The sequence below is a fragment of the Notoacmeibacter ruber genome (genome assembly GCF_003668555.1).
Lineage (GTDB): Bacteria > Pseudomonadota > Alphaproteobacteria > Rhizobiales > Rhizobiaceae > Notoacmeibacter > Notoacmeibacter ruber.
In genome coordinates this window covers 1,998,281-2,025,120 of the sequence record NZ_RCWN01000001.1, presented here as the reverse complement: position 1 = coordinate 2,025,120, position 26,840 = coordinate 1,998,281, and the positions used below count along the sequence as shown (strand labels likewise).

Below are 26,840 nucleotides of genomic sequence, written 5' to 3'. Positions count from 1 at the left end.
CTTCGGTCAGAGGTGGACCGAAGAGGTGGAATTTGGGAATGACGCGTAACAGTCGAATCGTATTGCTTGCTGTCGTCGCGATGATCGCGGCAACTCAGAGCGTCATACCCGCGCATGCGTTTACGCTTTTCGGAAAGACCTTTTTCGAGAAGGAGCAGCCCGAGATAATCGGTGAGCCGCAGCCCTACGAGGTGACGTTCGATTATTCCGGCGATCCCGATCTGGAAGATACGGCCAAGAATGTCAGCAGCCTCTGGGGCGGTCGGGACGAGCCGGCGAACGGCTCGTCCGGGCTGATCGTCACGGCGCGCGGCGATTACAAATCGATTCTCGGTGCGTTCTACAATCGCGGCTATTATGGCCCCGTGATCCGTATCACCATCGATGGCCGGGAGGTCTCGGACATGCCGCCGGACGTCGATCTCGGCGATCCGGCCCAGGTTGTCGTGCATGTTGAGAGCGGACCGGCTTTTACATTTTCGAGCGCCGAGATCGTCGATCAGGCACCGCCCGCCGAAAGCCGCCGTGACGAGGTCGAAGACCCAGTGGACGAGGGCTTTGCAGAAGGCGAAATCGCCCGTGCTGGCGTCATCAAGCAAGCCGGCGGACTGGCCGTCGAGGCTTGGCGCCAGCAGGGCTATGCCAAGGCCGAGGTGGGCGATCGCCTCCTGACTGCCGACCATGCGACGGAGACGTTCGAGGCGGTCATCGATATCGATCCCGGTCGCTTCGCCGTCTACGGCGACACGATGGTTGAAGGAACGGAAGCGATCGATCCGGAGTGGCTCGCTTTCATGGTGGGACTGCCGCGCGGACAGGAGTTCGATCCGGACGATATTGATCGCGCGACGGAGCGCCTCGGTCGCCTCGATGTCTTCAAGGCCTACTCCATCAGGGAAGGGGAGGCGATCGACGCAGGCGGTTATCTGCCGGTTACGGCAATCGTCCAGGAAAAGCCGAAGCGCCGTATCGGGTTCGGTGCGACCTACTCCACCACCGATGGCTTCGGCGCGTCGTCCTATTGGGTTCATCGCAACCTTTGGGGGCGCGCCGAGCGCTTGCGCCTCGACGCTTCGGTCTCGGGTATCGACGGTACGGACTACGAGGATTTCAACTACCTGCTCGGCGCGGAATTCACCAAGCCGGGCATCTGGACGCCCGATACCGACTTCAATGCGAGCCTGAAGGCGCAACGCCAAGTCAATGACAGTTATTCGATCAACGATGTGACTGGGACGGCGGGAATCAGCCAGATCGTCACGGAGGATCTGAAGATTGCCTTCGGACTGACCGCTTCGCTGTCCCAGACCGAGGACGATGTCTTCGGTCAGCGCGAATTTGCGACGATCGGCACTTACCTGAATGCCGTGTTCGATAACCGCGACGATCCCGCGGATGCCACGGAGGGCTTTTACGTCGACGCCCGGATCGCGCCTTATCAGGAGTTCCTCTACGGCAATACGTTCGTGCGCGGGCTCCTGGATGCGCGTAGTTATTTCGGCCTCGTCGATGACCGGCTGGTGCTGGCGGGCCGGGTCAAGATGGGGACGATCCTGGATCCGCCCATCGAGGAAACCTCGCCGGACCTGCTCTTCTTCGCAGGTGGCGGCGGGTCGGTTCGCGGCTATGATTACCAGTCGATCGGTGTCGAAACCGGCTCCGGAACGATTGGCGGCCGCTCGCTCGCAGAAGCTTCGGCTGAGGCGCGGGTGCGTGTGACCGATGCAATCGGTGTGGTCGGCTTTGTCGATATCGCTTCCGTCACCGAAGAGCCGTATCCGAAATTTCAGGATTATCAGATGGGAGCGGGCGTCGGGCTTCGCTACCGGACGCCGATCGGCCCGATCCGCCTGGATGCCGCCGTGCCGATCAATCCTCGTGACGGCGATCCGAATTTTGCAATCTATGCCGGCATAGGGCAGGCCTTCTGATGCGTGCGATCTTCCGCAAAATCACCTTGGCACTGATGCTGCTGGCCGGTCTCGCCTGGCCTGCCAATGCGCAGCTTTTCGGCATTTTCGGCAGCTCCGATGCTTCGCCGGAAGAAGAGAAGGGCGCGTTCCTGACCTATGTCGAGGATAAGCTTTCCACACCCGACCGACGCATCTCGATCAGCAACATCAACGGCATATTGTCCAGCGAGGCGTCGATCGACGAGATTACAATTTCGGACGAGGAAGGCGTCTGGCTGACGATCACCAATGCGGCGATCGACTGGAACCGCTCCGCGCTTCTGAGAGCGCAGCTTGAGATCGATTCGCTCTCGGCGGAAAACATCGTCATGACGCGTAAGCCTGCGCCGGCCGAAACGCCGATGGAGGCTGAAGCGACACCGTTCCAGCTTCCCGATCTGCCGGTCGCCATCCGAATCGGCGAGTTGGCGGTTGAGCGTGCGGAATTTGACGAGACGGTATTCGGTCTCGCCTCGATCCTTTCGATGCAGGGCAATCTTTCGCTAAGAGATGGAACGCTCGATACCGCGCTCCAGATTCAGCGTCTCGACGGGCCAGGCGGCGAACTCACCCTTGAAGCGGGCTACTCGAACGAGAACCGTCAGGTCGACCTCGACCTTCTGCTCGACGAGCCGGAAAACGGCGTCGTCGCAAACCTCTTGAATATCGAGGGCAAGCCACCGGTCACGCTGGCGCTGCAGGGGTCGGGGCCGCTGTCGGATTTGGCGCTTCAACTGACGCTGGACGCCGATGAGGATCGTGTTCTTTCGGGAACCTTCCAGCTGGACGAGACCGATAGGGGGCTTGCCTATCGCGCCAATTTCGAAGGCCCGCTGGGTCGGCTCGTGCCCGTCCAGTTTCGTTCTTTCTTTTCCGGCCAGAGCACGCTGCGCGTCAGCGGCAGCATTCCGGAGGAGGGCGGCACCGATGTCGACCAGTTGAAGCTGACTTCCGGACCATTGCAGCTGGAGGGTCGGGCAAAGATCCTGTCAGGCGGCTTCCTGCGGACGCTCGTCCTCGATGGACAGATCGATGGCGGCGACGGGGAACCGGTCTTGCTCCCGGTACCCGGCGGGGAGACCTCGATACGGCGCGCCTCGATCGACCTGCAATACGGAACGGAGCAATCCGGTCCGTGGGACGGGCGCATCCTTCTTCAGAACCTCAACACGGGCAGCTTCGCAGCCAAGAGCGTTCGCTTCGATATGGGCGGACAGATGACTGCGCTGGACGATCCGCAGCAGCGGACGGTGACCTTCGATATCGATGGCGTCGCCGAAGGGATCACTGCGAAGCGGGCGGATGTCGCTGACGCGCTGGGAGACCGCTTGGACTTTACGTTGACCGGTGTGACCAACGCCGGACAACCGATCCGGATCGAGACGCTGAGCCTGGACGGCCCCTCCATTACCATCGCGACCAGCGGAGAGCTCGATGGTACGACCTATCGCGGTCAGTCCTCGGTCTCCACCGACAGTCTGCGACCCTTCTCCACCTTGGCCGGCCAGCAACTGACCGGCGCCGTCAATCTTGAGGCGGACGGCTCGGTCACCTTGTCATCGGGCGCATTCGATCTGACCGTGGACGGGTCCGCCACCAGTGTCACGCTGGAGAATCCGACCCTGTCGCGTCTCCTCGCCGGGCAGACGACGCTTTCCGGCGGAATTGCGCGTGGCGAGCAGGGGATATCCGCGGAGAATTTCCGCCTGGAAAACCCGCAGATCAACTTTTCAGCCGATGGATCCTATGGCGGTGACAAAACCGATATGCGGCTGACGGGCCGGTTGGCCGATCTGGCTTCGGTGACCGAACAGGTGAGCGGTGCGGTCGCTTTCGATGCGTCTCTCGTGGGGCAGGGCGATTCCATTTCGGTGGTCTCGAACCTTTCCCTGCCGCAAGGGCGGCTTCAGGGGCGAAGCCTCACCGACCTTTCCATCGATCTGGTGGGTACGCTCGGCGACCGGCTCTTCTCCGGTAACGTTACCGGTGAAGGATTTTTCTCAGGCGAAAGGCTGGCGATTCAATCCGATCTGGCGACGGGTGAAGGAGCGGTGCGGCTTTCCGATCTCGACCTTGCGATCGGAGGCAATCGCATTCAGGGCGACTTCGAGCGCGATGCGAAAGGCCTTCTCGCCGGCAATCTTTCGGTCGATGCTCCCAATCTTGAACTGGTCGGTGCCTTGGCCCTGCAGGATTTGGCTGGTGCGATCGACGCGGACGTCTCCTTTTCCAATCTGGACGGCCGTCAGGATGCCGCAGTCGATGGCACGGTTTCCGGTTTTCGCTATGCGGAAACGGCGCGCATCGGTCAGGCGCAACTCGACGTCACCGCGACCGATCTCTTTGGCGTGCCCCAGGCCAATGGCTCGGTCAACGGCCGGACTATCAGCGCGGGCGGCGTCACCTTCACAACGCTCGATCTGACCGCAGATCAGCAAGAGAACGCGACCGATTTCGCGCTGAGCGGACGCCTTGAACAGGGAACCGATCTTGCTGCCGAGGGAACGCTCACCCGTGTGGCCGATGCGGATATCAATCCAGCCTTCGATCTGGCCCTGCGCGAACTATCCGTGCGGCAGGCCGGCCGGGAAGCGAGGCTCGACAGCCCAACGGAAATCCGCGTGCGCGGCCAGAATGTCGCACTGGACCCGACGGTTCTGACGATTGGCGAAGGATCGTTGCAGTTGCAGGGCGAAGTTGCCCAGCAGATCAACCTGTCGATCGTCGCGGATACGGTATCGCTCGATATTGCCAATGCCATCGTCCCCGACCTCGAAGCAGCCGGAACGATTTCCGGCACGGCCGAGATCACAGGGCCGCGCAATGCGCCGAGCGTCGCTTTCGACGTGAACGGCGAAGGTTTGACGGTCGCGCAGTTGAGCGATGCCGGTATCCGGCCGCTTGTCGTCGACGCGCGTGGTCAGACCGATGGCCGGACGCTCGACGTCAACGCGTCGCTTTCGAACAGCCAGGGCGTCAATGCTGTCGTCAACGGCCGTGTGCCGCTGGGCTCCGAAGGCAGCCTCGACCTTCAGGTCGATCTCGATGCCGTGCCACTGGAACTTGCGAACACGGTCCGGCCGGATCTGGGGGCCGATGGGACCATTTCCGGCAATGGCCGGGTGACGGGGACTCTTTCCAGTCCGAATGTCGATTTCGACCTGCGAGGCGACGGACTGACGGTCGCGCAGTTGCGACAGAACGGTGTTGCTCCGCTTTCGCTTCGCGCGAGCGGCCAGACGAACGGCCAAACGCTTCGGCTTGATGCTACCGCGACCAATAATCAGGGTGTACGTCTCGCGGCGAACGGCACCGTGCCGGTTGGCGGCAATGGCAATATGGCCGTCAATATCGATGTCGCTGCCGTGCCGCTTTCGCTCGCGAACTCCGTGCGGCCGGATCTCGGGCTCTCCGGTACGTTGACCGGCTCAGCGCGTGTCACCGGTTCTCTTTCCTCGCCCAATGCCGATTTTCAGTTGGCCGTCCCCAATCTCAACGCGAGCGCCCTGCAAGGCGTTGGTCCGCTAGCGGTAGACGCACAGGGCCGCTTCGCCAATCAGGCCGTACAGCTTGGCCGCTTGAATGTTGCGGGCGGACAAGGGCTGGCGCTCAATGCCTCCGGCACCATCCCGCTGTGGGGCAGTGGATTGAATGTCTCCTTCGACGGAGCTGCGCCCCTTGCGATCGCCGACCGCTTTCTGGATTCGCGTGGCACGTCGATTGGCGGGACAGTGCAGATATCCGGGCAGGCGACCGGTGCGCTCGCAAACCCGAATATCGCCGTCTCCGTCAATACGAGCGGCGCCAGCCTCTTTGATCCGCAGACGAATACGCGTCTCACAAACATCGATATTTCCGCAACGGCCAACCGCCAGCAGGTGGTCATTCAGAGCGCCAGCGCCAATCTCTCAGGGGGTGGTTCCCTCGGAGCGTCGGGTTCGGTCGGCCTGACGAACGGATTCCCCGCCAATATCACCATCACCCTGAATCAGGCCCGTTATTCCGACGGTGAATTCATTGCCGCCACGGTCAACGGTACGATCCGTATCACGGGATCGCTGACCGCTGATCCGCTGATCGCCGGCAATATCGATGTGGCTCGCGCCGAAATCACCGTGCCGGACAGCTTTGGCTCTTCGGTCGACATTCAGGCCGTGAATCACATCAATGCGCCCAGCGATGTGCGGGCGACGCTGGCGCGCGCTTTCCCCGGAAGCGGTGGCCGGATACCGACGCCGGCCTCAAGGCCGTCGGTGCCGCGTCTCGATATCACGCTCAGCGCGCCGAACCAGATCTTCGTTCGCGGGCGCGGTCTCGACGCCGAACTTGGCGGGCAACTTCGGCTGACTGGCAATACGCGCAATATTCAGCCCGTCGGCGGGTTCGAACTGATCCGCGGCCGTCTCGCAATTCTCGGCAAGCGGATCACGTTCCAGAGCGGAACGATCACCTTTGTCGGAGACATGAACCCCTATCTGAACTTTGTCGCTTCCAGCCAGGCGGAGGGGACCACGATCTACATCAACGTCCAGGGCACGGTCGACAGCTTGGATATATCGTTCTCGTCGGATACGCAGTTGCCGGAAGACGAAGCGCTCGCGCTCCTCATCTTTGGCCGCGGTATCGGGCAGCTTTCGCCACTGCAGCTCGCTCAGCTCGCCGCGGCTGCAGCAGAGCTTGCGGGCAACGGCCCCTCGGTCATGTCTGGCGTAAGGGAGGCGACGGGCCTCGATAATCTCGATATCGTGACCGACAATGAGGGGAACGTTGCCGCCCGTGCCGGTCGCTATGTCTCCGAAAACGTCTATGTCGGCGTCGAGGCCGGCGAGGAAAGCAAGGTTACGATCAATCTTGACGTGACAGAGGACGTGACCGTCCGCGGTGCGGTTGGCACGGAGAGTAGCGTTGGTGTCTTTTACGAGAAAGACTACTAGCGCTGGCGCGCTGGCAGTCCGCCTACGCGCTGGCCGCCCAATAGAGCGGGACCATCGGATCGAAGACCGTGACGGGGCCTGCTCCGGTCTCGACCGTCGCCGGATAGGCCACCGGTTCGGTTTGCTTCGCCAGCGTGATCGTCTCCTCGCTGACTGGAAGGCCATACCATTCAGCGCCGTGGCGTGAGGTAAAACCTTCAAGCTGCCCGAGTGCACCTTCCTCCTCGAACACATGGGCAAGACAGCTCATCGTGTTGGGTGCGGTGAAAATGCCGGCGCAGCCGCAGGCGGTTTCCTTTGCATCGGTAGGGTGCGGCGCACTGTCTGTGCCCAGAAAGAAGCGTGGATCGCCACTCGTCGCCGCCTGTCGGAGCGCCAGTCGATGCCGTTCCCGCTTAGCGACGGGCAGGCAATAATAATGCGGTCGAATGCCGCCGGCGAGAATGGCATTGCGGTTGATCATCAGATGATGGGTGGTGATCGATGCGGCGATATTGCCGTCCGCGCCCGTGACATAATCGACGCCGTTCTGGGTGGTGATGTGCTCCATCGTCACACGCAGTTGCGGCAGACGCTCGCGCAATGGCTCGAGGACGCGTTCAATGAAGACCGCTTCGCGGTCGAAAATGTCGACTTCCGGATCGGTCACTTCGCCATGCACACAAAACGTCATGCCGATTTCGGCCATGCGTTCCAGGACGTTCATCACCTTGTCGATGTCACGGACCCCGGATTGCGAATTGGTTGTCGCGCCAGCCGGATAGAGTTTGACGGCGAGCGCCACCTTTTCCTCGAAGGCGGCCGCAACATCCTCGGGATCGGTCTCTTCCGTCAGATAAAGCGTCATCAGCGGCTGGAAGGATGAGCCTTCCGGCAGGGCTGATACGATCCGCGCTCGGTACGCTGCCGCATCGGCTTTTGTCACCACGGGCGGCACAAGATTGGGCATGATGATGGCCCGGCCGAAATGGCGGGCGCTTGCCGGCGTCACGCCCTCCAGCATTTCTCCATCACGCAGATGGAGATGCCAGTCGTCGGGTCGCCGGATCGTCACTGTGTCAGTCATGCTTCATCCATCGTGTCGAGAGGGCGTTTGAGTAAGCCAGCCGTCGGCTTGAGGCAAGCGACCCCCGAATTTCCGCGCTGCCAAAAGTCGATGTTATTAGACGAGGAAGAACGAAACGAAGAAGGGCCGGTGTTTCCACCGGCCCTTTTTTTTGATGCCTTTGCCAGAGTGATCAGCGCTGGCGCAAGGGAACGAGCTTGATCTCGACGCGGCGGTTCTGAGCCCGCCCCGCCTCGGTCTCGTTGCTGGCGATCGGGCGGGATTCGCCGAAGCCCACGGAGTAGAAACGGCGGGGGTCGGTACCCTGAGCGGTCAGGTAGCGCGTGACAGAGTCGGCGCGGCGGTCCGACAGATCGAGATTGTAGGAGTCGCTACCGGTCGAATCGGTATGCCCATAGACATCGACCAGGGTCTTATCGAACTCCTTCAGCACGAGTGCGACCGAGTTGAGCGTAGAGTAGAAGCTCGGCTGGATGTCGGACTGATCGACTGCGAAGGTGATGTTGGACGGCATGTTCAGTATGATCTCGTCACCATTTCGGGTAACGGATACGCCGGTGCCGCGAAGCTGAGCGCGCAGCTTTTCTTCCTGACGGTCCATGTAGAGACCGACGCCGCCACCGGCCAGGGTGCCGAGGCCTGCGCCGAGCAGAATGGCCCGTCGCCGGTCGCTGCCGGAATCGCCGGCCGAGGCGATGGCTCCGATGAGCGCGCCACCGGCCGCACCGATGCCGGCGCCGCCTGCCGTATTGGAAATGCGCTGTTGGCCCGTGAACGGATCAGTGGTGCAGCCCGCCAGAACAAATGCGCCCAGTGTCGACGCAATAATGACTTTCTTCATTTTCCCTCACTTGGTCCGTGCCCATCGCGGGCATAGTCGAATCTCTTCGCCCCTATACGATTCGCCCGTAGGCGGCGATCGCGGCCAAATTCCGGCGCGGAGGCATGAATGTGATATTCCGTGTGACTCAAAGCTGGACGGCCACCACCCAGGCATTAGTTGCCGGTGAGAACCGAAGTCGCTTAACGTCGAGGCTTCGGATTTCGAGGGGAACAATGACACTATCGGCGCAAGGCAAAGGCCAGACGAGAATGTCTTCAGGGCGGCTTGGCAAGCCCGGTGCGTGTCGCTGCACCTTCTGCCAGCGGCCGTGCGGTTGATCATGCGGTTTCGGCCCAAGACCCTCGCGCCCCTTGTCGCGCTTCCCGTTTCGGCCTGCTCGTTCGAAGGACCGCAATCGGTCCTTTCGCCGGCAGGGATCGATGCCGAACAGCTTGTTTCGCTGTTCTGGTTTCTGCTCGCCATTGCCGTGGTTCTGTGGCTCCTGATGAACGGCCTGTTCTTCGTGATTACCCGGATCACCGGGCGGGCTCATTCTCCGAAACTGGCCGAAAGGATCATCATCGGGGGCGGCATCGTATTTCCAGTCATCGGCCTCGCCGCAATCCTTGGCTATGGCCTTTCAATCATGCCGGACCAGCGTGCGCCGGGCGACGGACTTGTGCTGAAGGTGACCGGCGAACGTTTCTGGTGGCGTGTCGAATATTGGCCGGAAGGCGCCGAGGCTCCCATCTATTCCGCCAACGAGATACGGCTACCGGTCGGCCGGCGGAGCGATATCCGTCTCGATGCCGACAAGGTCATCCATTCCTTCTGGATTCCGGCTCTCGCCGGCAAGATGGACATGTTTCCCGGGCGCGAGACTTCTCTGCGGCTCGAGCCGACGAAGACCGGCACTTATCGCGGACAATGCGCCGAATTCTGCGGCGAAAGTCACGCCTTGATGGCCTTCCAAGCCGTCGTGATGGAGGAGGACGCGTTCTCCGCATGGCTCGAAGAGCAGGAGAGAGATGCCGCCCAGCCGAAAGGCGAGAAGGCTGAGCGCGGCCGTGACCTGTTCATGAGCAATGGATGTGGCGCATGCCACGCCGTTCGCGGAACGGAAGCCGCCGGTCAGGTGGGGCCGGATCTCACTCATGTGGGCTCGCGGGAAAGCCTCGCCGCAGGCATCCTGCCCAACGCCCCTCAATCGTTTGCGGAATGGACGCGCCATGCCGCTGCGCTGAAACCCGATGTCGACATGCCCTCCTACGCTTACCTCTCAGCGGACGAGCTTGGTGCGATCGCTCACTATCTGGAAGGGCTGCAGTGATGAGCGAAGTTTCCGATTCCGGTAGGAATGCCGACAAAACTCGAAAAGAGGGAAAGCTGACCAGCTTCGCCGACGACCCCGCCGTCGCTCCGGCCGGGACCTATCCGCCGACGGAGGAGATGCTCTCCGAGCCGGTCGATCCCGAATGGTCGGACGCATCCGCCGATCGGCTCCGCGCGATCTGGAAGGGACTCCCGGGCTGGCGGTACTGGAAAGCCGTCAACAATTCCGAGGTCGGTATCTGGTATTCGCTGGCCTGCCTTTTCTTCATGCTCTGCGCTGGCGCCATGGCGCTGATCATGCGCGTGCAGCTTGCCGTGCCAGGCGCCGATATCGTGTCCGCCGACACGTATAACCAGCTCTATACGATGCATGGCTCGGCGATGATGTTCCTGTTCGCCGTGCCGATGTTCGAGGCAATCGCAATCCTGCTGCTTCCAGCCTTTCTCGGCGCGCGGGATATGCCGTTCCCTCGGCTTTCCGCTTATGGCTTCTGGTGTTTCGCCATTGGCGGGCTGTTCGTCATCTCCTCACCGCTCTTCGGTATCGGGCCGGATGGCGGCTGGTTCATGTATCCACCCTATTCGACCAAGTTCGGGGGAATCGGCGCCGACGTCTGGCTGCTCGGACTTTCCTTCATCGAGGTCGCATCCATCGCCGCTGCCGTCGAGCTGATCGTCGGTGTGCTGAAATGCCGGCCGCCGGGCATGCGGGTCAATATCATGCCGCTCTATGCATGGTATGTTCTGGTGGTTGGCGCGATGATCCTCTTCGCATTTCCACCTCTGATTGCCGGTGACTTGCTGTTCGAGCTCGAAAGGGCGCTCGGCTGGCCGTTTTTCGATCCCGACCGGGGTGGCGACCCGATGCTATGGCAGCACCTGTTCTGGATCTTCGGCCATCCGGAGGTCTACATCGTCTTCCTGCCTTCCATTGCAATCGCGGCTATGGTCGTTCCGACTGCGGCGCGCCAGCCCATCGTCGGCTATAGCTGGATTGTCCTGTCGGCCGTCGGCACCGGGTTCATCTCGTTCGGCCTGTGGGTGCACCACATGTTCACCACGGGCCTTCCAAATATCTCGCTTGGTTTCTTCTCGGCCGCATCCGAGGCTGTCGTGATCCCGACCGGCATCCAGCTTTTCGCCTTCGTGGCCACGTTGCTCGTCGGGCGTGTACGGATGAGCGTGCCGATGCTTTACATTGCCGGTTCGCTCGCAATCTTTACGGCTGGCGGTTTGACCGGCGTGATGGTGGCGCTGGCGCCGTTCGATTGGCAGGCGCACGATTCCTACTTCGTGGTGGCGCATCTTCACTACACGCTATTCGGGGGAATGGTCTTCCCGGTCATGGCCGGCGTTTCCTACTTCTACCCCTTCTTCACCAAGAAGAAGATGAGCAACACCCTCGGCCGTATCGCATTCTGGCTCACCTTCGTCGGCTTCAACGTTACCTTCCTGCCGATGCACCTGACCGGGCTTATGGGAATGCCGCGGCGCGTCTTCACCTATCTTCCGGGCCTTGGATGGGACGGGCTCAATCTCATCTCCACGGTCGGCGCTTTCGTGATGGCGGCCGGCATCCTCACTTTTGTCTGGGATGTCCTGCGGCCGAAGGGCAATGCGCCTTTCACCGAGCGCAATCCATGGGATGCCGGCACGCTGGAGTGGAGCCATGATGTACCGGACCAGGCCTGGGGTGTCCGCTCCATCCCTCACGTCGTGACGCGTTATCCGATCTGGCAGCAGCCGAAGATCGTCGAACGCATGGATGCAGGACGTTTCTATCTGCCGGATGCCGAAGAGGCGAAGCGCGAGACACTTGTGACGAGCATTCTCGATGCACGCCCGATACAGGTCATGCGGGTCACCGGGCCGACCTGGAAGACCCATCTGACCGCCGCCTTCACCGGGCTCGGTTTCATCTTGCCGACTTTCCACATCTATTGGCCTGCGGCATTCTTCCTGTTGTGTGCCGGTGCGGCCGTCATCTGGTGGCTATGGACATCGACGACGCCCGTCCCCGAGAAGGACATGAAGGATGTCGGGCTCGGACTGAAATTGCCGGTCTACGCCTCGGGGCCTGCTTCGGCAGGCTGGTGGGGTGTCTGGATCACGATGCTGGGAGATATGACGGCCTTCGCCTCGCTCGTTTTTGGCATGGTCTTCTTCTGGACCGCTTCGGAAACTTTTATCACCGACGATACGCGGACGGTCCTGCTGCCTTGGCTGTCACTGGCGACCCTTGCCGTCGGCTGCTCATGGGCGCTGACGGTGGCTGCGCGCGAGACCAACCGGCGCGGCAGGGGCGGAATCGCAAAGTTCTGTCTTACCGGCGCGTTCGTCCTGACCATCGTTGGCGCCGGCGCCCTTGCGATCAGCTTCTGGGCAAGCGATCTGGAGCCGACCACCCATAGTTTCCCGGCGATCTGCGGCGCGATCACCATCTGGACACTCGCTCATCTCGGCCTTGGGCTTACCATGCAGGGCTATGGTCTGGCCGGCATGATCTTCGGCAAGTTGACCACGCGATATGACGCCGATCTCTGGAATATCACCCTGTTCTGGCATTTCATGCTGGTGACGATGGCAGCCGCCGCGTTCATGATCGGGGTCTTTCCGATCCTGGCAGGGGAGGTCTGAGATGAGCCGCATCACCCATGCCGAAGCGTCCCGGAAGGCCGTTCTGGAAGCCCGCCAGCAGCAGGAGGAAACACCCGAAAACAAGGAAGAGCGCCGCAGGTTCGCAGAGGAGGCATCCAGCCTCTGGCTGATCACGCTGTCACCGCTCGCATGGGCCATCCATTTCATCCTCAGCTATGGCGGCGCGGCCCTATACTGCGCCAGATTTGCGCCAGCCGAGTTCGATCCGGTGCCCTTCATGCGTCTTTCCATTGCCGGGATCACCGTGCTTGCGTTGGCCGTGATCGGCTACGTCGCATGGGTGTCCTGGCGGCAGTGGGACTATCTCGACGATTACGATTACGACCATGCCAAGGCTGTCGGCGAAGACCGCCATGAATTTCTGGGGCACGCGGCCTTTCTGCTTTCCATCATGAGCGCCATCGCGGTCATCTATGTTGCGATGCCGGCGATCTTCATGGAGACGTGCCGATGAGCGGGCGCAGGGGAAGAGTGACCTGCCTTACGATTGCTTTGCTGCTTCTCTGCCTTGTCTGGGCCGCGCCACTTCTGATGCCGTCGGCCGGCCGGTGGCCCTTCACCTTGCACATGGTCCGCCACATGGTGCTTGTCGCTGTCGCGGCACCGCTTCTGGTTCTCGCCCTTCCGCGTCTTTCCGGAGGATTGATCCTCTCTCCGCTCATCGCGGCCGTGCTGGAGTTTTTCGTCGTATGGGGCTGGCATTTCGGCACGCCCCACCAACTGGCGCAGACCTCATGGCCATGGTTCGTCCTTGAACAGGCCAGCTTTCTGGTCGTGGGTTATGGTGTCTGGGCCTCGTCGCTCAACGCAGCTTCCGGGCTGGCAGGGGCCGGCGGCCTCTTGCTGACGTCCATGCATATGACCTTGCTTGGCGCTCTCCTGACATTGGCGCCCAGGCCGCTCTACGCGGCGATCTGCTATGGCACGGAGCCGCTCGCCGATCAGCAATTGGGGGGCATGCTGATGCTTGCCGTCGGGGGCGTCGCCTACCTGGTTGGTGGGGTCGCGCTCGTGCGGCGCTCTCTCGGTGGGTCGGAGGATGCTGTGCCGATGACGGGGGACATATCGTGAGAGGTATCTTTTCGCCAAGGATCATCGCCGCGCATCTCGCGATCCTCGCTATTCTCGGCCTCGTGATCGCGGGCACGGTGGTGTTCGGCGGTCTTTACAATGTATCGGCCCGTCTCGGGCACTTGCCGGGCGTCTCATGGGTGCTGCACACGACCTATCACAATTCGGTCGACCTTTATGCTCCGCCGGAAAGTGAAGTGCCGCCGGATCTGGACGATGCGGGACGGATCGCGCTTGGGGCAGGCCATTTCGACCAGGCTTGCCGGTTTTGTCATGCCAGCCCGGGCGAGCAGCAGTCGCAAACGGCGCAAGCCATGAACCCGCGCCCGCCGCATATCGAAGAGGCGGCAGATCATTGGCAGCCGCGTCACTTTTTCTGGATCGTTCATGAGGGCGTGAAAATGAGCGGTATGCCGCAATGGCCGACCGCCAGCCGCGATGACGGGGTCTGGAGCGTCGTGGCGTTTCTGATGGCCGTCAAGGAAGGCATGAACCACCAGCAATATGAGGCCCTGCTTGGCCGGGATGGCCCAGCTCGCGCTATGGCGCGAACGGAGCGTCCCGCTGCGGCGGCACCCTGTGTGACCTGCCACGGCGAGGACGGACTTGGTCGTGGCGGATCCTATATTCCGCGCCTCGATATTCAGAACACCACCTATCTGACCGCGGCTCTGGAGGCCTATCGGTCGGGCTCACGACAGAGCGGTTTCATGGCTCACGCGGCCAGTGTGCCGGAGGCCGATGAACTGGCCGAACTTGCGGCATGGTACGGGGCGATGCCGGTGGCTGATCCAAAAGGAGAGGCCAAATCCGATGCGGCACTGATGGAGCGAGGCGAAGAGCTGGCCTATGGTCGCGATCCAAAGAAGAACGTGCCGGCCTGCGTCGCCTGCCATGGGCATGGCGAAGGGCCGAAAGGCGCTCTCTTTCCTGCTTTGTCAGGTCAATATGAGGCTTATCTGGTCGAACAGCTCCACGCCTTTCGCGAACGCGAGAGAGGCGGCACGGATCGCGTCACGCTGATGAAAAAGGCCGCCCATGATCTCACGGACGGCCAGATCGATGCGCTGGCAGCCTGGTACGCTGCACAACCGGCCCGCAAGGCCGAAGCGGGCGAACCTCAGCAGCGTTGATCGCCTTTGGCGAGTGAGCGGTTGGACCGGGCGGCAGAGGGATACGTCGCCGCCAGGCCGGCAGGCTCCTCAGTTGTCGCTAAGGCACTCCGCCAGCGCTCTGGCATTGGCGAGCATGGTCTCGCTATAGGCCTGTGGCCCCGGCTCGACCGTACTACCCGCCGGATCGAATGTAGCGATCTTCGTTTCGGTGCCTTCGGAGACGGTCTGCGCAAGGCGCGGAGAGAATTGTGGCTCGACGAGAATGCAGCGGACATTCTCTTCCTCCATCTTCGCATGGAGTGCCGAGAGGCGCTTGGCGCCGGGCGCGATTTCCGGTGAGATGGTCAATGTGCCGGCGACGTTCAGCCCATAGGCCTTTTCGAAATATTGAAGCGCGTCGTGAAACGCGATCAGCGACCCTCCCTTGACCGGACCAAGGATCCCCCGGATCTCGTCATTCAGTGCCTCGATGGATGCGAGCGTCTTCTTTTCATTCTCGTCGTAACGGTCCGCATTTGCCGGGTCGATCTCTCTCAGTTCGTCGGCGATCGCTTTCACCATCGTCTCGGCATTGTGGGGATCGAGCCAGATGTGCGGATCCTCTGGACCATGGTCATGTCCGTCATGAGCATGGTTCTCGTGTTGATGGTCTTCATGAGACTCTCCATCGCGATCATGCTCATGCTCATGGTGATCGGCACTCTCGGCGTGGGCGTCGTCATGGTCGTGTTTGTCGCTGCCCGCTTCCTCATGATCGTGGTCGTGATCCTCGGTGCCTTCATCGAATATTCCGGCTTCGCGGGTTGGGAGCAGGTCGATTCCATCGACCGTCATCAGGTCGAGGATGTGCGCGTTAGCGCCGAGCGAGGCGAGCGGCTTATCCAGAAAACTCTCTAAGGCCGGCCCGATCCGTATGACGAGGTCCGCGTCCTGAAGCGCGCCGGCCTGGCTGGGCCGCAACGCGAATTCATGCGGTGAGCCTGTGGGCGGCACCAGAAGCTGCGGTTCACCCACGCCTTCCATCAGAGAGGCCGTCAGCGAATGGATCGGCGTAAAGGAGGCAATGACCTCGGGGGCTTCGTCGGCTCTTGCCGAGCCTGTCGGGATGAAGGAAAGGGAGATCAGCGCAGCTGGCGCGACCGTTTGAAAAAGGCGATGAAATGACATGGATGATCGGTCCGTTATCTGTTTAGCTCATCTCGATATGAGTGAGCTTGCGAATTGTTATGATATAACGTAACATATTGTCTAGTCGTAAATTGGAGTTTGCAGTGCTCGATATGTCCCGAGAGGTCTCTGGCCGGGCCAAGGAACATTTGAAAACCATGCCTTTGGTCGAAATGGAGCGGGCCGGGTATTCGGTCGAGAACCGCTTTCTGGTGCAAGGGCTCGATCTTTCGATCTCTCCCGGCGAAATCGTCACGCTGGTCGGTCCGAACGGGTCGGGCAAATCGACGACAGCGAAACTGCTTCTTGGCCTTCTCCGCCCTACGGAGGGAAAGGTGGTCCGGGCCGCCGATCTGCGCATCGGCTATGTTCCGCAAAAACTGGCCATAGATCCCAATCTGCCGCTGCCTGTGTCGCGTTTCATGCGTCTGACGAAGCCGCTGTCGCGGCGACAGGCGATCGCCGCGCTGGAAGAGACCGGCGTATCCCATTTGATCGACGCACAGATGCGTGGCCTCTCGGGCGGCGAGATGCAGCGTGTTCTGATTGCCAGGGCGCTCTCCATGAAACCGCAACTGCTTGTTCTGGATGAGCCCGCCCAGGGGGTCGACATGGCTGGTGCCGTCGCGATCTATGATCTGATTGCAGCGGCGCGGCGGCGTCTCGGCTGCGGCGTTTTGCTGGTCAGCCACGATCTGCATCTCGTCATGGCGCAGACCGATCGCGTGCTTTGTCTCAATGGACACATATGCTGCGAAGGCACGCCGGAGGCTGTCAGCGAGATGCCGGAATATCGTGCTCTTTTCAGCGGCAAGGCTCCGCGAGGCCTGGCCGTTTACCGCCACCAGCACGATCACCAGCATCTTGCCGATGGCCGCGTGCTCCATTCGGACGGGACGATTACCGATACATGCGATCCGCATGAATGCAGCCATCACCACCATTCTCACGACACGCTCCGAAATCAGGTAAGTTCGTCTGATGCTCGATGATTTTCTGATCCGTGCATTGCTTGGCGGCCTGATCGTCGCGATGCTCACCGCGCCGCTCGGCTGCGTCGTGGTATGGCGGCAACTCGCCTATTTCGGCGATACGCTCTCTCATGCGGCGCTGCTCGGAATTGCACTCGGTACGCTGGCTTCCATTTATCTGCCGCTCGCCATTCTGGCCGTTTGCGTCGCGGTTGCCCTTCTGCTCTTCACACTGCGCCGGCAGGGCGACCTCGCCGGTGATGCGATCCTTGGTCTTCTTGCGCATGGCAGTCTGGCTCTGGGATTGGTGGCTATCGCGCTTGCCGAGCAACGGATCGATCTGAACGGACTACTCTTCGGGGACATCTTCGCGATCAGCCGTGGCGATCTGTTCGTTATGGGCGGAGGGGCGATCCTCATCCTGCTGACCCTTGCGATGATCTGGAACGACCTTCTTGCGGCAACGGTCTCGCCGGAAATCGCTGCCGCCGAGAGTGCGCGTCCAAAACGTGCGGAAATGATCTTTCTGCTGCTTCTCGCGGTGACGGTCGCCGTGGCCATCAAAGTGGTCGGCGTGCTGCTCATCACGGCCATGCTCATCATCCCGGCGATCACGGCGCGGCGGCTGGCTCGCGGGCCGGAAGTGATGGCGGCTCTTGCCGCAGCCGCGGGTATCGCGGCGATTCTTCTTGGACTTTACGGCTCGTTCGCCTTTGATACGCCGGCTGGCCCCTCCATCGTGGTGGCAGCCTGTGCGCTCTTTCTTCTTGTACGTATCCTGCCGAAGCGGCAGCGGAGAACGGATCCATGACAACCGACTGTCACCACCATCCATCCGAAGAGAAACTGACCCGCAACCAGCGGCTTGTTCTGGAGACACTGCGGGAAGAAGGCACACCGCTGACCGCGTACAATCTCCTGGACCGCCTGAGGGAGGACGGGCTTCGCGCCCCGCCGCAGATCTACCGCGCGCTCGACAAGCTGCTGGATACCGGCATGGTGCATCGCCTCGACCGGCTGAACGCCTTCGTCAGCTGCAATCACAATCATTGCGGCGGGCATGGCGTGCTCTTCGCGGTCTGCGATGAATGCGGCGAGGTGGAAGAGCTGAATGTCGGCAATCTCGATGCCGCCGTGCAGGAGGCTACCAAACCCATTGGCTTTTCCGCGAGCAGCCTCTTCGGAGAAGTTCGCGGCCTGTGCCAGCGTTGCAAGCCGGGTGGTGCCGCAGCCTGATGCGCGTTGTCCTCGCGGGTCTCGGTCACGGCCATCTTCATGTCGTTTCGAACGCACGGAAACTGGCGGATGCCGGCGCGGACGTCGTTCTCATCGATGATGGGATATTTCGCTATTCCTCGCTCGCGGCCGGTATCCTCGGCGGGCAATATACCGAGGAAGAGGGGCAGTTGAGTTCGGCAGCCCTTGCGGCAGCTTGCGGTGTGCGGCATGTACGCGGTGAAGTCCAAGACATCGTTCCGGCCGAACGGCGCGTTCGCCTTCGGGATGCCAGCCCCATCGATTACGAACTGCTCTCGCTCAATCTCGGCTCGACCGTCGCGGCTCCATTCCCGGTCTCTGCCGCCGCCTCCGTTTTTACGGCCAAGCCTCTGTCTCAGCTGATCGCGCTCCGCGATGCGCTCCGCTCGATGATCGAGCGCCGGCAGACCGTGCGGCTCGTCGTGATCGGCGGTGGCCATTCCGGTTGCGAACTGTCTGCCAATGCGGCTGCGCTGGGTCGCCGCTACGGCGCGGCAATCGACATCACGCTGGTGTCTCCAGAAAACAGGCTTATGGCCAAGGCATCGGAAGGTGCTTCCGCGGCCATCGAACACCTGCTGAGGGGCTTCGGTGTCGATACCCGGACGAACTCAGCCTGCGAGGCCATCAATGACGAAGCCGTGCTTCTGTCCGATGGGACTGCGCTGCCATTCGACCATGTTCTGCTCGCGACCGGACTGAGGCCACCCCCCGAGGCGAAGGTGCACGGTCTGGCTTTTAACGAGCCGGGCGGGATCTGTGTGAGGCCGACACTGCAATCCATATCGGATGAGCGGGTGTTTGCCATCGGCGATTGTGCGCATTTCATAGACGATCCCCGTCCGAATGTCGGGGTCTTTGGTGTCCGAGCTGCACCGATCCTGACCCACAATCTGCTGGCCCGGATCGCGGGCGATACGATGAAGGCATACAGGCCGCAAAAGAGGTGGTTCTCGGCGCTCAATCTCGGGGACGGCACCGGTTTCGGCCAATGGGGCGGCTACTATTGGCGCGGGCGCTTGCCGTTGTTCATGAAGGATCGGATCGACAGGCGATTCATGGAAGGCTATCGCCGTCTTTATGCCGGCCGCCCAGGGCGCGGAACGCCGGATAGTCCCAGCAGCCTGCCATAGGTGGGCGGTCGTCAGAGCCCGCCATTCTCCTTCAGCCAGGCGACGATCGCGTCGGTCCCTTCGCCATGGCGCAGATCGGTGAAGACGCTGGGTCGTTCGCCGCGAGACGCCTTTGCATCCGCCTTCATGCGATCCAGATCGGCACCGACATGAGGCGCCAGATCGGCCTTGTTGACGATCAGGAGGTCGCTGCGCGTGATGGCCGGGCCACCCTTGCGTGGAATGTCATCGCCCTGACACACGCTGATGACGTAGATCGTCAGATCGGCCAGATCCGGCGAAAAGGTCGCGGCCAGATTGTCGCCGCCGCTCTCGATCAGCACCACGTCGAGATCGGGGCATCGCTCGCGCAGCCGTTCGATGGCGCGCAGATTGATGGAGGCGTCTTCGCGGATGGCGGTGTGTGGGCAGCCGCCCGTCTCTACGCCTTCGATCCTGTCGGAGGAAAGGGCCTGCATCCGAACCAGCGCATCGGCGTCCTCGCGCGTATAGATGTCGTTGGTGACGACCCCGACGCTCATCTCATCACGCAGCGCCTCGCAGAGCCGTGCGGTCAGTGTCGTCTTGCCGGAGCCGACCGGTCCGCCAATGCCAACCCTCAGCGGACCATTTGGAGATGGCGCGCGCTGTGCCGTTTTTTCTGGGTTCACATGCTCGTTCATGACAAAAATAACCGTCCGGGAAGGGTTTCGTGACGTAGGGCATCAATTTCGGCTGCCAATGCGCAGGTGCCGAGATCTTCGATGTCGGTCGTGATGGCGCGCTGCGCCACAGCATCGACCTCTTTTTCCAGTCGCGCGAGCGCGCTCGCTGCGCCCGACTGGCCGATGATCGACAGCCGGATGGCCGCTTGCAATTGCGCCGAGACAAAGGCGTGGAGAAAGGCGGAGATCGTCTCCTCGAGTGACAGGCCATAGCGCGCTGCCGCGTATCCGATCATGACGGGAAGGGGCGCGCCGTCCAGCAGCGCATCGCGATCACCCCCGAACCAGGGTGTCGCTGCGGCATGAAAGGCGCGGCCCTGATCAAGCGTTTCGCGCAATCTCTCGGCTGAGCCGCAAAGTGCGCGGGCGAGGGCGATCAGTTCCTTGCGTTTTCCATCGTCGTCAGCGGCACGGTAGGCCGAGGCGAGCAGGACAGCATCATTCCAAGGCGCGCCCAATCGAATAAGCGTGATCAGCCGATCTTCCAGCGTCTCTGCCGTCGTCACCCGTCCTTCGAGCGTGGCTGTTTCCAGCCCTGCCGAATAGGCGAAGCTGCCGGTCGGAAAGACCGGAGAAAGCCACGACAGCAAGGTGAGGAGTGAGCGTGTCACCGGCCGCACTCAATCATGGTGGTGAGGGGCATGGTGGTGATGTGAGTGATCGTGATCGCCATGCTCGTGGCTGTGCCCGTGACCGCCATGATTATGGTCGTGGTGATGATGGTTGGAATGGGAATCGCCATAGGCGCCGCCTTCGGGATCGAAAGGCGCTTCGACATGGGCGACGGACGCGCCGAGGCCGGTTAGCATCTCCTCAATGACATGATCGCGGCGGATGAGAATGCGGTCGGATTCGATCTGCGCGGGGAGGTGCCGGTTGCCGATCTGCCAGGCAAGGGCGAGGAGATGGCGCGGGTCATCGGCGCGAACCTCCAGCAGGGCTTCCGGCTCCGCGCGGACCTCGATCACGCGTCCATCCTCGAGCAACAGCCCTTCGCCGTGCCGCAATAGCCGTGCCGTTGGCAGGTCGAGCAAAAACTCGATCCCGCCATCGGACGTCAGCTTCGCCCGCCGCCGGTGCCGCGCGGTCTCGTCCAAAGTGATCGTGTCGGCGGGATGGTTACTACCCGATCCATGCGGTATGATCCGTTGGCAGGTACTTTCTCTCAAATTCTGCACGAGAGTTCCGCTCGTATTATGCAAACTGCCGAGATCACGGCATCAGTGAACTTAGATGCAATTGCTGTTGCGGGCATTTTTAACTTCGGGACAATAGATGGGGCAAGGGTTGATCCAAAAATTCCAAACTAGGCTCTGGGCGCTCACCTACAATTTCGCTTGGCCCGACTATGTTTGGTTGTTCGGTTCAAAATTGGCTAACCTTTCACTGGCGGTGCCCGTCGTCGGCTATCTGATACTGTTCAACGACTCCGTTGCCCAACATATCAATTTCAGCGAGTTATCTGGGCAAAATCCACGCTATTTTTTGATATCAAATGAATGGCGTTTGAGGAGCTTATATTTTGGCCTAATTTTTATGGGTTTGTCGAACCTATTGTATCGTCTGCGTCGCCCATTCGTGATGCGGTTCGGTACTTCCCGGCCCGAATATGTGGAAACGATGTTTCGGAACGCGCTGGTTAATACCTATGTACATCTACATGAACAAATCAGATACACCGGCTATGACGCATTTACCCGTTATGGGAAGTACTACGATGCCGAGTGGGACAGTTTCCTAGATACCGCGATTGGCAGAAGAGTAGAGGGAAATCGTCAGAGAGATCCGATCGAGTCGCATTGGGCTTCAGCAAAAAGTAAATTTGAGTCTTTGCTCAAGGGTATCTTAATTGAAACCTACTTTAGAGAATCAAGAAAAAGAAGATTTTCACTTTGCTTCTGCATTCTGTTTGGCGCGATCGGTCTCTTTCTTACACTGGTTCCCAGTGCTGATTTATTCGTGCGCGTTTTGAGTGTGATTTTCGTTGGCCCGTCCTCAGAAGTATAGCCTTGCGACATGAATATGAACCATCAAAACAGAAAATACCTCTGTGCCATGGGCAGAACCGTTGCCGGCTCGCAGGTCAGCAATTCGCCATCGGCGCGGACTTCGTATGTCTCCGGATCGACCTCAATCTGCGGCGTCGCGTCATTCAGCTTCATGGCGGATTTGCCGATTCCGCCGCGCGTATTCTTTACGGCCAGCATCTTCTTGGCCGTGCCGAGACGGCCGGAAAGGCCATTATCGAGCGCCGACTGGCTGACGAAGGTGATCGATGAATTGGTCCGCGCCTTGCCGAACGCGGCGAACATGGGTCGCATATGGACGGGCTGCGGGGTCGGGATCGAAGCGTTCGGATCACCCATCGGCGCGGCGGCGATCGATCCGCCGACCAGCACCATTTCCGGCTTCACGCCGAAGAAAGCAGGATGCCAGAGGGTGAGGTCCGCGCGCTTGCCGACCTCGATGGAGCCGATATGCTCGCTCATGCCATGGGCGATGGCCGGGTTGATGGTGAACTTGGACACATAGCGCTTGACGCGCAGATTGTCGTTCTCGCCGGTTTCGTCTGCCAGGCGGCCGCGCTGGCGCTTCATCTTGTCGGCGGTCTGGAACGTGCGGATGATAACCTCGCCGACGCGGCCCATGGCCTGACTGTCCGAGGCGATGATCGAAAAGGCGCCGAGGTCGTGCAGAATGTCCTCTGCCGCGATGGTCTCTTTCCTGATCCGGCTTTCGGCAAACGCCACATCTTCCGGAATATTGCCGTCGAGGTGATGGCAGACCATCAGCATGTCTAGATGTTCGGCGATGGTATTGCCGGTATAGGGCCGGGTGGGATTGGTCGAACTTGGTATGATGTTCGGCAGGCTGGCGACCTTGATGATGTCCGGCGCGTGGCCGCCGCCAGCACCTTCCGTATGGAAGGCGTGGATCGTCCGGCCGTCGATCGCCTCGATCGTGCTTTCCACGAAGCCGCTCTCGTTCAGCGTGTCAGTGTGGATCATCGCCTGAATGTCGTGGTCGTCGCAGACCGACAGGCAGGTACGGATCGCCTGCGGCGTCGTGCCCCAGTCTTCATGCAGCTTCAATGCGGATGCGCCGCCGAGCACCATTTCTTCCAGCGCGCGCGGGTCTGACGCGTTGCCCTTACCTGAAAATGCGAGGTTCATCGGAAAGGCGTCGGCCGCCTCGATCATCCTCGCAATGTGCCAGGGGCCGGGCGTGCAGGTGGTGGCAAGCGTGCCGTGCGCCGGGCCGGTGCCGCCGCCGATCATGGTGGTGATGCCGCTCATCAGCGCTTCTTCGATCTGCTGAGGGCAGATGAAGTGGATGTGGCTGTCGATGCCGCCAGCGGTGAGAATGCGGCCTTCGGCCGCAATGGCCTCCGTGCCGGGGCCGATGATGATATCGACATTGGGCTGCGTATCGGGATTTCCGGCCTTGCCGATGCCGACAATGCGGCCGTCCTTCAGACCGACATCGGCTTTGTAGATGCCTGTCCAGTCGACGATCAGCGCATTGGTGATGACCGTGTCGACAGCGCCATCCGCCCGGCTCACCTGACTTTGGCCCATACCGTCACGAATGACCTTTCCGCCGCCGAATTTCACCTCCTCGCCATAGGTGGTGAGGTCTTTTTCAACCTCGATGAACAATTCGGTATCGGCGAGGCGAACGCGGTCGCCGGTTGTCGGGCCGTACATGTCGGCATAAGCGGCGCGGGAGAGGGTGGCTGGCATTTTCGGTCCTCGATGTTCGGCGCGATCGTAAGGGCTTTTTCAGGGTCGGCATTCAGCTTGGGAGCAAATCATTCACGGCTTCCGACGTCGCCTTCGGCCTGATCGAGCGCTGAACGAAGCGTCCGGATACGGGCACGGGTGAGATCGGCCCGGCATTGACTGCCGATCATCGGCTGCATCGAACCCCCGAGCGCGTCATAGGCGCGGTAGTCGCATTCGGCATCACGATAGTCGATCCAGGCGCGTTGCGCTCGGCGAAGCGTTTCTTCGGTGCTCGGAATGTCGCGCTCGGCGAGAAAGTCGCTCATTGCCGCATCCTTGGAGCGGGCATCCTCCACGAGCCGCGGCCAAAGTTCGTTGAGATCGGCATCGGCGCTTTCATAGTCGAGGCTCGCACAGGCGGTCATTTCCATCTGTGTCAGGGGCTCGTCGCAATCTGGCGCCTCCTGCGCGTGGCCGCTAGTGGGAACGGCCGCCCAACAAAGAACAGGCAGAAACACGCTTAAGCGATGCAACAAACTGGTCGAACGGCCATTTTGCCCTACAGCTTCATGGCATCCATTCCAGACGTTCGAGGTCATACCTTGCTCCGCAAATTTGTAATCGCCGCAACCTTCACCACGCTTTTCACGCCGGGCGCTCTGGCGCAGCTTTCCGATACGCCCGCCCTGACCGAGGCGGTCGTCTCTGCCCCCATCGAAACCCATGAGGCTTCCGGCCAGGACGCCAAGGACAAGGTCTCCGAAGCGGCGGGCCGTGCCGAAGAAGTGGCGCGCCGGATCAAGATCATGACGAACGCCAATACGATCACAATCGTCCGCGTGCCGGCCTCCATCGGTGAAATGGTGAAAGACCTGCCGGAGAAGACCTCGGCCAATATCGAGGAGCTTCGCCGCGCGATCGACTTGAACGCCATCGTTTCCTATGCGCTCGACAGCGAGGAGATCACCACCCAGACCGTGGTCGCCGCCGATGTCTCGGAGGAGGATGACGTCACGGTCTATGTGCGGGATCTGAACTGACACGCTGTCAGACCTTTCCCATCGTATCGCCGCGAAAGCCCATAATGCGGCGTTTGCCGAGGACAGGAACGAGCGTCACTTCGCGTTCCTGTCCCGGCTCGAAGCGGATGGCGGTGCCTGCGGCGATATCCAGCCGCATACCTTTCGCTTTTTGCCGGTCGAAGGAGAGGCCGGGGTTGGTTTCGGCGAAGTGGTAGTGGCTGCCGACCTGAACTGGCCGGTCCCCCGTATTGGCTACTTTGAGTGTCAGTGTCTCGGCGCCCTCGTTGAGGGTGAGGTCGCCGTCTTTGGTGATGATTTCTCCGGGGATCATGCTGTTTTCCTCTCAGAAGCCGAAACCGATCGCGACGCCCGCAAGCGCGGTTGCGCCGCCGACAACGCGCAGGATGGCGCGGTTGGACGCCATCTTTTCGAGGCCCACAGCCAAGGCGATTCCAGCGGCGTGCAACAGGGCCGTGCCGACCATAAAGCCGGCGCCGAACGCCGTTGCCGTGGCGCCCGCAAGCTCCGCCCCGTGCGCATGCCCATGGAAAAGGCCGAAGAGCAGGGCCAGTCCCATGCCAATCGCAGATGAGGGGGTTGTTGCAGCGATCAGCAGTCCGAACACGATTACGGAGGCGACGATCATGGGCTCAACCATGGGCAGGCTGAGCCCCGCTGTCGCGAGAACAAAGCCGATGACCATCGCTCCGATGAACGAGGCTGGTATGGCAAAAATGGCTCGGCCACCGATCATCGCAGCAAAAATACCGACCGCGACCATGGCCAGTATATGGTCGAGACCGTTCAGCGGGTGCAACGCACCGCTCATGAAGGATGCACCGAATGTCGCCCCGGCGCCGGTTGGCGCATGGGCGAAGGCCGGCGCGGATGCGAGGCCGAAAATGGTGGCCAAAACGAAACGGCGCATGTGAAACCCTCTTCTTTCCATTATCCGATAGGTTTGAATTCAATCATCGTCATGAGCGTCGATCATGGCCTGCAGGCGCTTGGCGGACCGATCGAAGCGTTCTTCCAGTTGCGGAGCCGTTCCGCGTGATACGTCGACCACCCGTTTTGCCCATTTCAGGTAGCGGGCCGCGTCCTTTGTATCGAAGCGCTTCTCGGGAAGGTTGAGGTATTCCTCGGTATTGGAGGTCTTGTCGGCGATCTTGAGTTGTTTCACCCGCTCGCCGCACTGCGCCGTGTGATCGACCTGTCGCTGGCGGCGTTCCTTGCCCTTAAGCCCCTCGGGATCTGTCACGTCTACGACAAGGTTGGCCACCTCGTCGCCAAAACGTTCACGTATGATTTCTTCGGTGACGGCAGTCTCCTCCACCGTATCGTGCAGCCATGCGGCTGCGTGGAGAACCGCGTCATAAGGCTCGATCGACGCCACCATGGCTGCCACTTCGGCAAGATGCACAAGATAGCTGTCGCCGGTATCTTCACGTGTCTGGAAGCCATGCGCCTGCGCGGCGAACAGCGCGGCCTCGGCAACCAGACGTGTCTCGGAACGCTCCGGTGAAAAGAGGTCTGGAATGCCAGCGGCCGGTGTGGCCGCTGGCTGTTTAGACAGCTCTTCGTTCATACGCTGCCCTCGCTTGTCTGGCCGGGCGAGGTGTTCGGATGGTCGTCCGGCGTCTCGATGGGCACTTCGGGACTGTCGACACGACCGGGGTCGTCGATAGGCGGCCGCGGTGGCTCCGGCTCGCGATAAGGATTACGCTCCGGCAGTTCCGGCAGATCATCATCGTTACCGGGCAGCCCCGGTTGCTCGCCGGGCGTCCGGCTTGGCGTATCCGGGGGCAGATCGCCAGGCACCTTGCCGGGGCCGGGCGCCGGCGGTGTTTCGGGATCATGTCCCGGCCCTGGATCGGGCATTTCGGGGTCGGAAGGGATGCTGGTCATGA

General features: G+C 61.2%; 25 protein-coding genes. 13 read left to right on the top strand and 12 right to left on the bottom strand.

Annotation, left to right across the window (positions count from 1 at the left end; translation table 11 throughout):
• Positions 1 to 38: 38 nt before the first annotated feature.
• Positions 39 to 1,931, top strand: a complete 1,893-nt coding sequence (locus tag D8780_RS09650) for an autotransporter assembly complex protein TamA (protein WP_121645398.1) — start codon at positions 39 to 41, stop codon at positions 1,929 to 1,931.
• Positions 1,931 to 6,886, top strand: coding sequence for a translocation/assembly module TamB domain-containing protein (locus D8780_RS09645; RefSeq protein WP_121645397.1), 4,956 nt, complete (start codon positions 1,931 to 1,933; stop codon positions 6,884 to 6,886). Before D8780_RS09650 ends, D8780_RS09645 begins: the two co-directional genes overlap by 1 nt.
• Positions 6,887 to 6,908: 22 nt before the next feature.
• Here D8780_RS09645 and pyrC read toward each other — a convergent pair whose 3' ends face one another.
• The gene (gene pyrC, locus D8780_RS09640) at positions 6,909 to 7,952 is read right to left on the bottom strand and encodes a dihydroorotase (protein WP_121645396.1); all 1,044 of its coding nucleotides are present in this window, start codon (positions 7,950 to 7,952) and stop codon (positions 6,909 to 6,911) included.
• A 172-nt stretch (positions 7,953 to 8,124) separates the two neighbouring features.
• The gene (locus D8780_RS09635) at positions 8,125 to 8,793 is read right to left on the bottom strand and encodes a YiaD family glycine zipper/OmpA-like lipoprotein (RefSeq protein WP_121645395.1); all 669 of its coding nucleotides are present in this window, start codon (positions 8,791 to 8,793) and stop codon (positions 8,125 to 8,127) included.
• Positions 8,794 to 9,115: 322 nt separating this feature from the next.
• Here D8780_RS09635 and D8780_RS09630 point away from each other — a divergent pair, with 322 nt between their 5' ends.
• From D8780_RS09630 to D8780_RS09610, 5 genes are all read left to right on the top strand, one after another.
• Positions 9,116 to 10,105: a cytochrome c oxidase subunit II gene (locus D8780_RS09630; protein ID WP_121646497.1), complete on the top strand. Its 990-nt coding sequence runs from the start codon at positions 9,116 to 9,118 to the stop codon at positions 10,103 to 10,105.
• A gap of 119 nt (positions 10,106 to 10,224) precedes the next feature.
• Entirely contained in the window at positions 10,225 to 12,744 is a 2,520-nt protein-coding gene (gene ctaD, locus D8780_RS09625) for a cytochrome c oxidase subunit I (RefSeq protein WP_199699641.1), read from the top strand.
• Position 12,745: 1 nt separating this feature from the next.
• The gene (locus tag D8780_RS09620) at positions 12,746 to 13,219 is read left to right on the top strand and encodes a hypothetical protein (protein WP_199699585.1); all 474 of its coding nucleotides are present in this window, start codon (positions 12,746 to 12,748) and stop codon (positions 13,217 to 13,219) included.
• The gene (locus tag D8780_RS09615) at positions 13,216 to 13,836 is read left to right on the top strand and encodes a cytochrome c oxidase assembly protein (protein ID WP_121645393.1); all 621 of its coding nucleotides are present in this window, start codon (positions 13,216 to 13,218) and stop codon (positions 13,834 to 13,836) included. Before D8780_RS09620 ends, D8780_RS09615 begins: the two co-directional genes overlap by 4 nt.
• Complete coding sequence (locus D8780_RS09610; protein ID WP_199699584.1) at positions 13,833 to 14,969, top strand: c-type cytochrome; 1,137 nt, start codon at positions 13,833 to 13,835, stop codon at positions 14,967 to 14,969. The genes D8780_RS09615 and D8780_RS09610 overlap by 4 nt, the downstream gene beginning before the upstream one ends.
• Before the next feature lie 69 nt (positions 14,970 to 15,038).
• Here D8780_RS09610 and D8780_RS09605 read toward each other — a convergent pair whose 3' ends face one another.
• Positions 15,039 to 16,118 (bottom strand): zinc ABC transporter substrate-binding protein, encoded by a 1,080-nt coding sequence (locus D8780_RS09605; RefSeq protein ID WP_121645392.1) that lies wholly within the window; start codon positions 16,116 to 16,118, stop codon positions 15,039 to 15,041.
• Between the two features lie 113 nt (positions 16,119 to 16,231).
• Here D8780_RS09605 and znuC point away from each other — a divergent pair, with 113 nt between their 5' ends.
• From znuC to D8780_RS09585, 4 genes are read left to right on the top strand one after another with little or no spacing between them, the layout of a single operon-like run.
• Positions 16,232 to 17,110 carry a zinc ABC transporter ATP-binding protein ZnuC gene (gene znuC, locus D8780_RS09600; RefSeq protein WP_425373649.1) on the top strand — a complete coding sequence of 293 codons (879 nt, stop codon included), beginning with the start codon at positions 16,232 to 16,234 and terminating at the stop codon, positions 17,108 to 17,110.
• Positions 17,100 to 17,900: a metal ABC transporter permease gene (locus D8780_RS09595; protein WP_121645390.1), complete on the top strand. Its 801-nt coding sequence runs from the start codon at positions 17,100 to 17,102 to the stop codon at positions 17,898 to 17,900. Before znuC ends, D8780_RS09595 begins: the two co-directional genes overlap by 11 nt.
• Positions 17,897 to 18,325 (top strand): Fur family transcriptional regulator, encoded by a 429-nt coding sequence (locus D8780_RS09590; protein WP_121645389.1) that lies wholly within the window; start codon positions 17,897 to 17,899, stop codon positions 18,323 to 18,325. The genes D8780_RS09595 and D8780_RS09590 overlap by 4 nt, the downstream gene beginning before the upstream one ends.
• Positions 18,325 to 19,479, top strand: a complete 1,155-nt coding sequence (locus D8780_RS09585) for an NAD(P)/FAD-dependent oxidoreductase (RefSeq protein WP_121645388.1) — start codon at positions 18,325 to 18,327, stop codon at positions 19,477 to 19,479. The genes D8780_RS09590 and D8780_RS09585 overlap by 1 nt, the downstream gene beginning before the upstream one ends.
• 11 nt (positions 19,480 to 19,490) lie before the next feature.
• On the opposite strand, the gene ureG is transcribed toward D8780_RS09585, so the two are convergent.
• The 3 genes from ureG to D8780_RS09570 are packed head-to-tail and all read right to left on the bottom strand — an operon-like array spanning position 19,491 to position 21,361.
• Positions 19,491 to 20,141 (bottom strand): urease accessory protein UreG, encoded by a 651-nt coding sequence (ureG, locus tag D8780_RS09580; protein ID WP_121645387.1) that lies wholly within the window; start codon positions 20,139 to 20,141, stop codon positions 19,491 to 19,493.
• On the bottom strand, positions 20,138 to 20,794 hold the full coding sequence (locus D8780_RS09575) for an urease accessory protein UreF (protein WP_158598480.1): 657 nt from the start codon (positions 20,792 to 20,794) through the stop codon (positions 20,138 to 20,140). The genes ureG and D8780_RS09575 overlap by 4 nt, the downstream gene beginning before the upstream one ends.
• 9 nt (positions 20,795 to 20,803) lie before the next feature.
• Positions 20,804 to 21,361, bottom strand: coding sequence for an urease accessory protein UreE (locus tag D8780_RS09570; RefSeq protein WP_245412318.1), 558 nt, complete (start codon positions 21,359 to 21,361; stop codon positions 20,804 to 20,806).
• Positions 21,362 to 21,470: 109 nt separating this feature from the next.
• On the opposite strand from D8780_RS09570, the gene D8780_RS09565 reads away from it, so the two are divergent.
• Positions 21,471 to 22,190: a hypothetical protein gene (locus D8780_RS09565; RefSeq protein ID WP_147440306.1), complete on the top strand. Its 720-nt coding sequence runs from the start codon at positions 21,471 to 21,473 to the stop codon at positions 22,188 to 22,190.
• Between the two features lie 23 nt (positions 22,191 to 22,213).
• On the opposite strand, the gene ureC is transcribed toward D8780_RS09565, so the two are convergent.
• Positions 22,214 to 23,926 (bottom strand): urease subunit alpha, encoded by a 1,713-nt coding sequence (ureC, locus tag D8780_RS09560; RefSeq protein WP_121645384.1) that lies wholly within the window; start codon positions 23,924 to 23,926, stop codon positions 22,214 to 22,216.
• Between the two features lie 68 nt (positions 23,927 to 23,994).
• Positions 23,995 to 24,333 (bottom strand): lysozyme inhibitor LprI family protein, encoded by a 339-nt coding sequence (locus D8780_RS15760; protein WP_158598479.1) that lies wholly within the window; start codon positions 24,331 to 24,333, stop codon positions 23,995 to 23,997.
• Positions 24,334 to 24,510: 177 nt separating this feature from the next.
• On the opposite strand from D8780_RS15760, the gene D8780_RS15755 reads away from it, so the two are divergent.
• A complete protein-coding gene (locus D8780_RS15755; RefSeq protein ID WP_158598478.1) occupies positions 24,511 to 24,948 on the top strand; it encodes a hypothetical protein in 438 nt (145 codons plus the stop codon).
• A gap of 7 nt (positions 24,949 to 24,955) precedes the next feature.
• Here D8780_RS15755 and D8780_RS09545 read toward each other — a convergent pair whose 3' ends face one another.
• The 4 genes from D8780_RS09545 to D8780_RS09530 are packed head-to-tail and all read right to left on the bottom strand — an operon-like array spanning position 24,956 to position 26,838.
• A complete protein-coding gene (locus tag D8780_RS09545; RefSeq protein ID WP_121645381.1) occupies positions 24,956 to 25,261 on the bottom strand; it encodes an urease subunit beta in 306 nt (101 codons plus the stop codon).
• A 12-nt stretch (positions 25,262 to 25,273) separates the two neighbouring features.
• The gene (locus D8780_RS09540; RefSeq protein ID WP_121645380.1) at positions 25,274 to 25,858 is read right to left on the bottom strand and encodes a HupE/UreJ family protein; all 585 of its coding nucleotides are present in this window, start codon (positions 25,856 to 25,858) and stop codon (positions 25,274 to 25,276) included.
• Positions 25,859 to 25,897: 39 nt separating this feature from the next.
• Positions 25,898 to 26,518, bottom strand: coding sequence for an HD domain-containing protein (locus tag D8780_RS09535; protein ID WP_121645379.1), 621 nt, complete (start codon positions 26,516 to 26,518; stop codon positions 25,898 to 25,900).
• Entirely contained in the window at positions 26,515 to 26,838 is a 324-nt protein-coding gene (locus tag D8780_RS09530) for a hypothetical protein (RefSeq protein WP_121645378.1), read from the bottom strand. Before D8780_RS09530 ends, D8780_RS09535 begins: the two co-directional genes overlap by 4 nt.
• Positions 26,839 to 26,840 lie beyond the last annotated feature (2 nt).

Bases quoted from the DNA above. Each gene is read 5' to 3' on its own strand.
- D8780_RS09615 (WP_121645393.1), top strand. From the start codon at position 13,216: ATGAGCGGGCGCAGGGGAAGAGTGACCTGCCTTACGATTGCTTTGCTG.
- ureC (WP_121645384.1), bottom strand. From the start codon at position 23,926: ATGCCAGCCACCCTCTCCCGCGCCGCTTATGCCGACATGTACGGCCCG.
- znuC (WP_425373649.1), top strand. From the start codon at position 16,232: ATGTCCCGAGAGGTCTCTGGCCGGGCCAAGGAACATTTGAAAACCATG.
- D8780_RS09530 (WP_121645378.1), bottom strand. From the start codon at position 26,838: ATGACCAGCATCCCTTCCGACCCCGAAATGCCCGATCCAGGGCCGGGA.
- D8780_RS09535 (WP_121645379.1), bottom strand. From the start codon at position 26,518: ATGAACGAAGAGCTGTCTAAACAGCCAGCGGCCACACCGGCCGCTGGC.
- D8780_RS09620 (WP_199699585.1), top strand. From the start codon at position 12,746: ATGAGCCGCATCACCCATGCCGAAGCGTCCCGGAAGGCCGTTCTGGAA.
- D8780_RS09540 (WP_121645380.1), bottom strand. From the start codon at position 25,858: ATGCGCCGTTTCGTTTTGGCCACCATTTTCGGCCTCGCATCCGCGCCG.
- D8780_RS09605 (WP_121645392.1), bottom strand. From the start codon at position 16,118: ATGTCATTTCATCGCCTTTTTCAAACGGTCGCGCCAGCTGCGCTGATC.
- D8780_RS09590 (WP_121645389.1), top strand. From the start codon at position 17,897: ATGACAACCGACTGTCACCACCATCCATCCGAAGAGAAACTGACCCGC.
- ctaD (WP_199699641.1), top strand. From the start codon at position 10,225: ATGCTCTCCGAGCCGGTCGATCCCGAATGGTCGGACGCATCCGCCGAT.
- D8780_RS09650 (WP_121645398.1), top strand. From the start codon at position 39: ATGACGCGTAACAGTCGAATCGTATTGCTTGCTGTCGTCGCGATGATC.
- D8780_RS09630 (WP_121646497.1), top strand. From the start codon at position 9,116: ATGCGGTTTCGGCCCAAGACCCTCGCGCCCCTTGTCGCGCTTCCCGTT.
- D8780_RS09595 (WP_121645390.1), top strand. From the start codon at position 17,100: ATGCTCGATGATTTTCTGATCCGTGCATTGCTTGGCGGCCTGATCGTC.
- D8780_RS09585 (WP_121645388.1), top strand. From the start codon at position 18,325: ATGCGCGTTGTCCTCGCGGGTCTCGGTCACGGCCATCTTCATGTCGTT.
- pyrC (WP_121645396.1), bottom strand. From the start codon at position 7,952: ATGACTGACACAGTGACGATCCGGCGACCCGACGACTGGCATCTCCAT.
- D8780_RS09545 (WP_121645381.1), bottom strand. From the start codon at position 25,261: ATGATCCCCGGAGAAATCATCACCAAAGACGGCGACCTCACCCTCAAC.
- D8780_RS15760 (WP_158598479.1), bottom strand. From the start codon at position 24,333: ATGACCGCCTGTGCGAGCCTCGACTATGAAAGCGCCGATGCCGATCTC.
- D8780_RS09635 (WP_121645395.1), bottom strand. From the start codon at position 8,793: ATGAAGAAAGTCATTATTGCGTCGACACTGGGCGCATTTGTTCTGGCG.
- D8780_RS09645 (WP_121645397.1), top strand. From the start codon at position 1,931: ATGCGTGCGATCTTCCGCAAAATCACCTTGGCACTGATGCTGCTGGCC.
- ureG (WP_121645387.1), bottom strand. From the start codon at position 20,141: ATGAACGAGCATGTGAACCCAGAAAAAACGGCACAGCGCGCGCCATCT.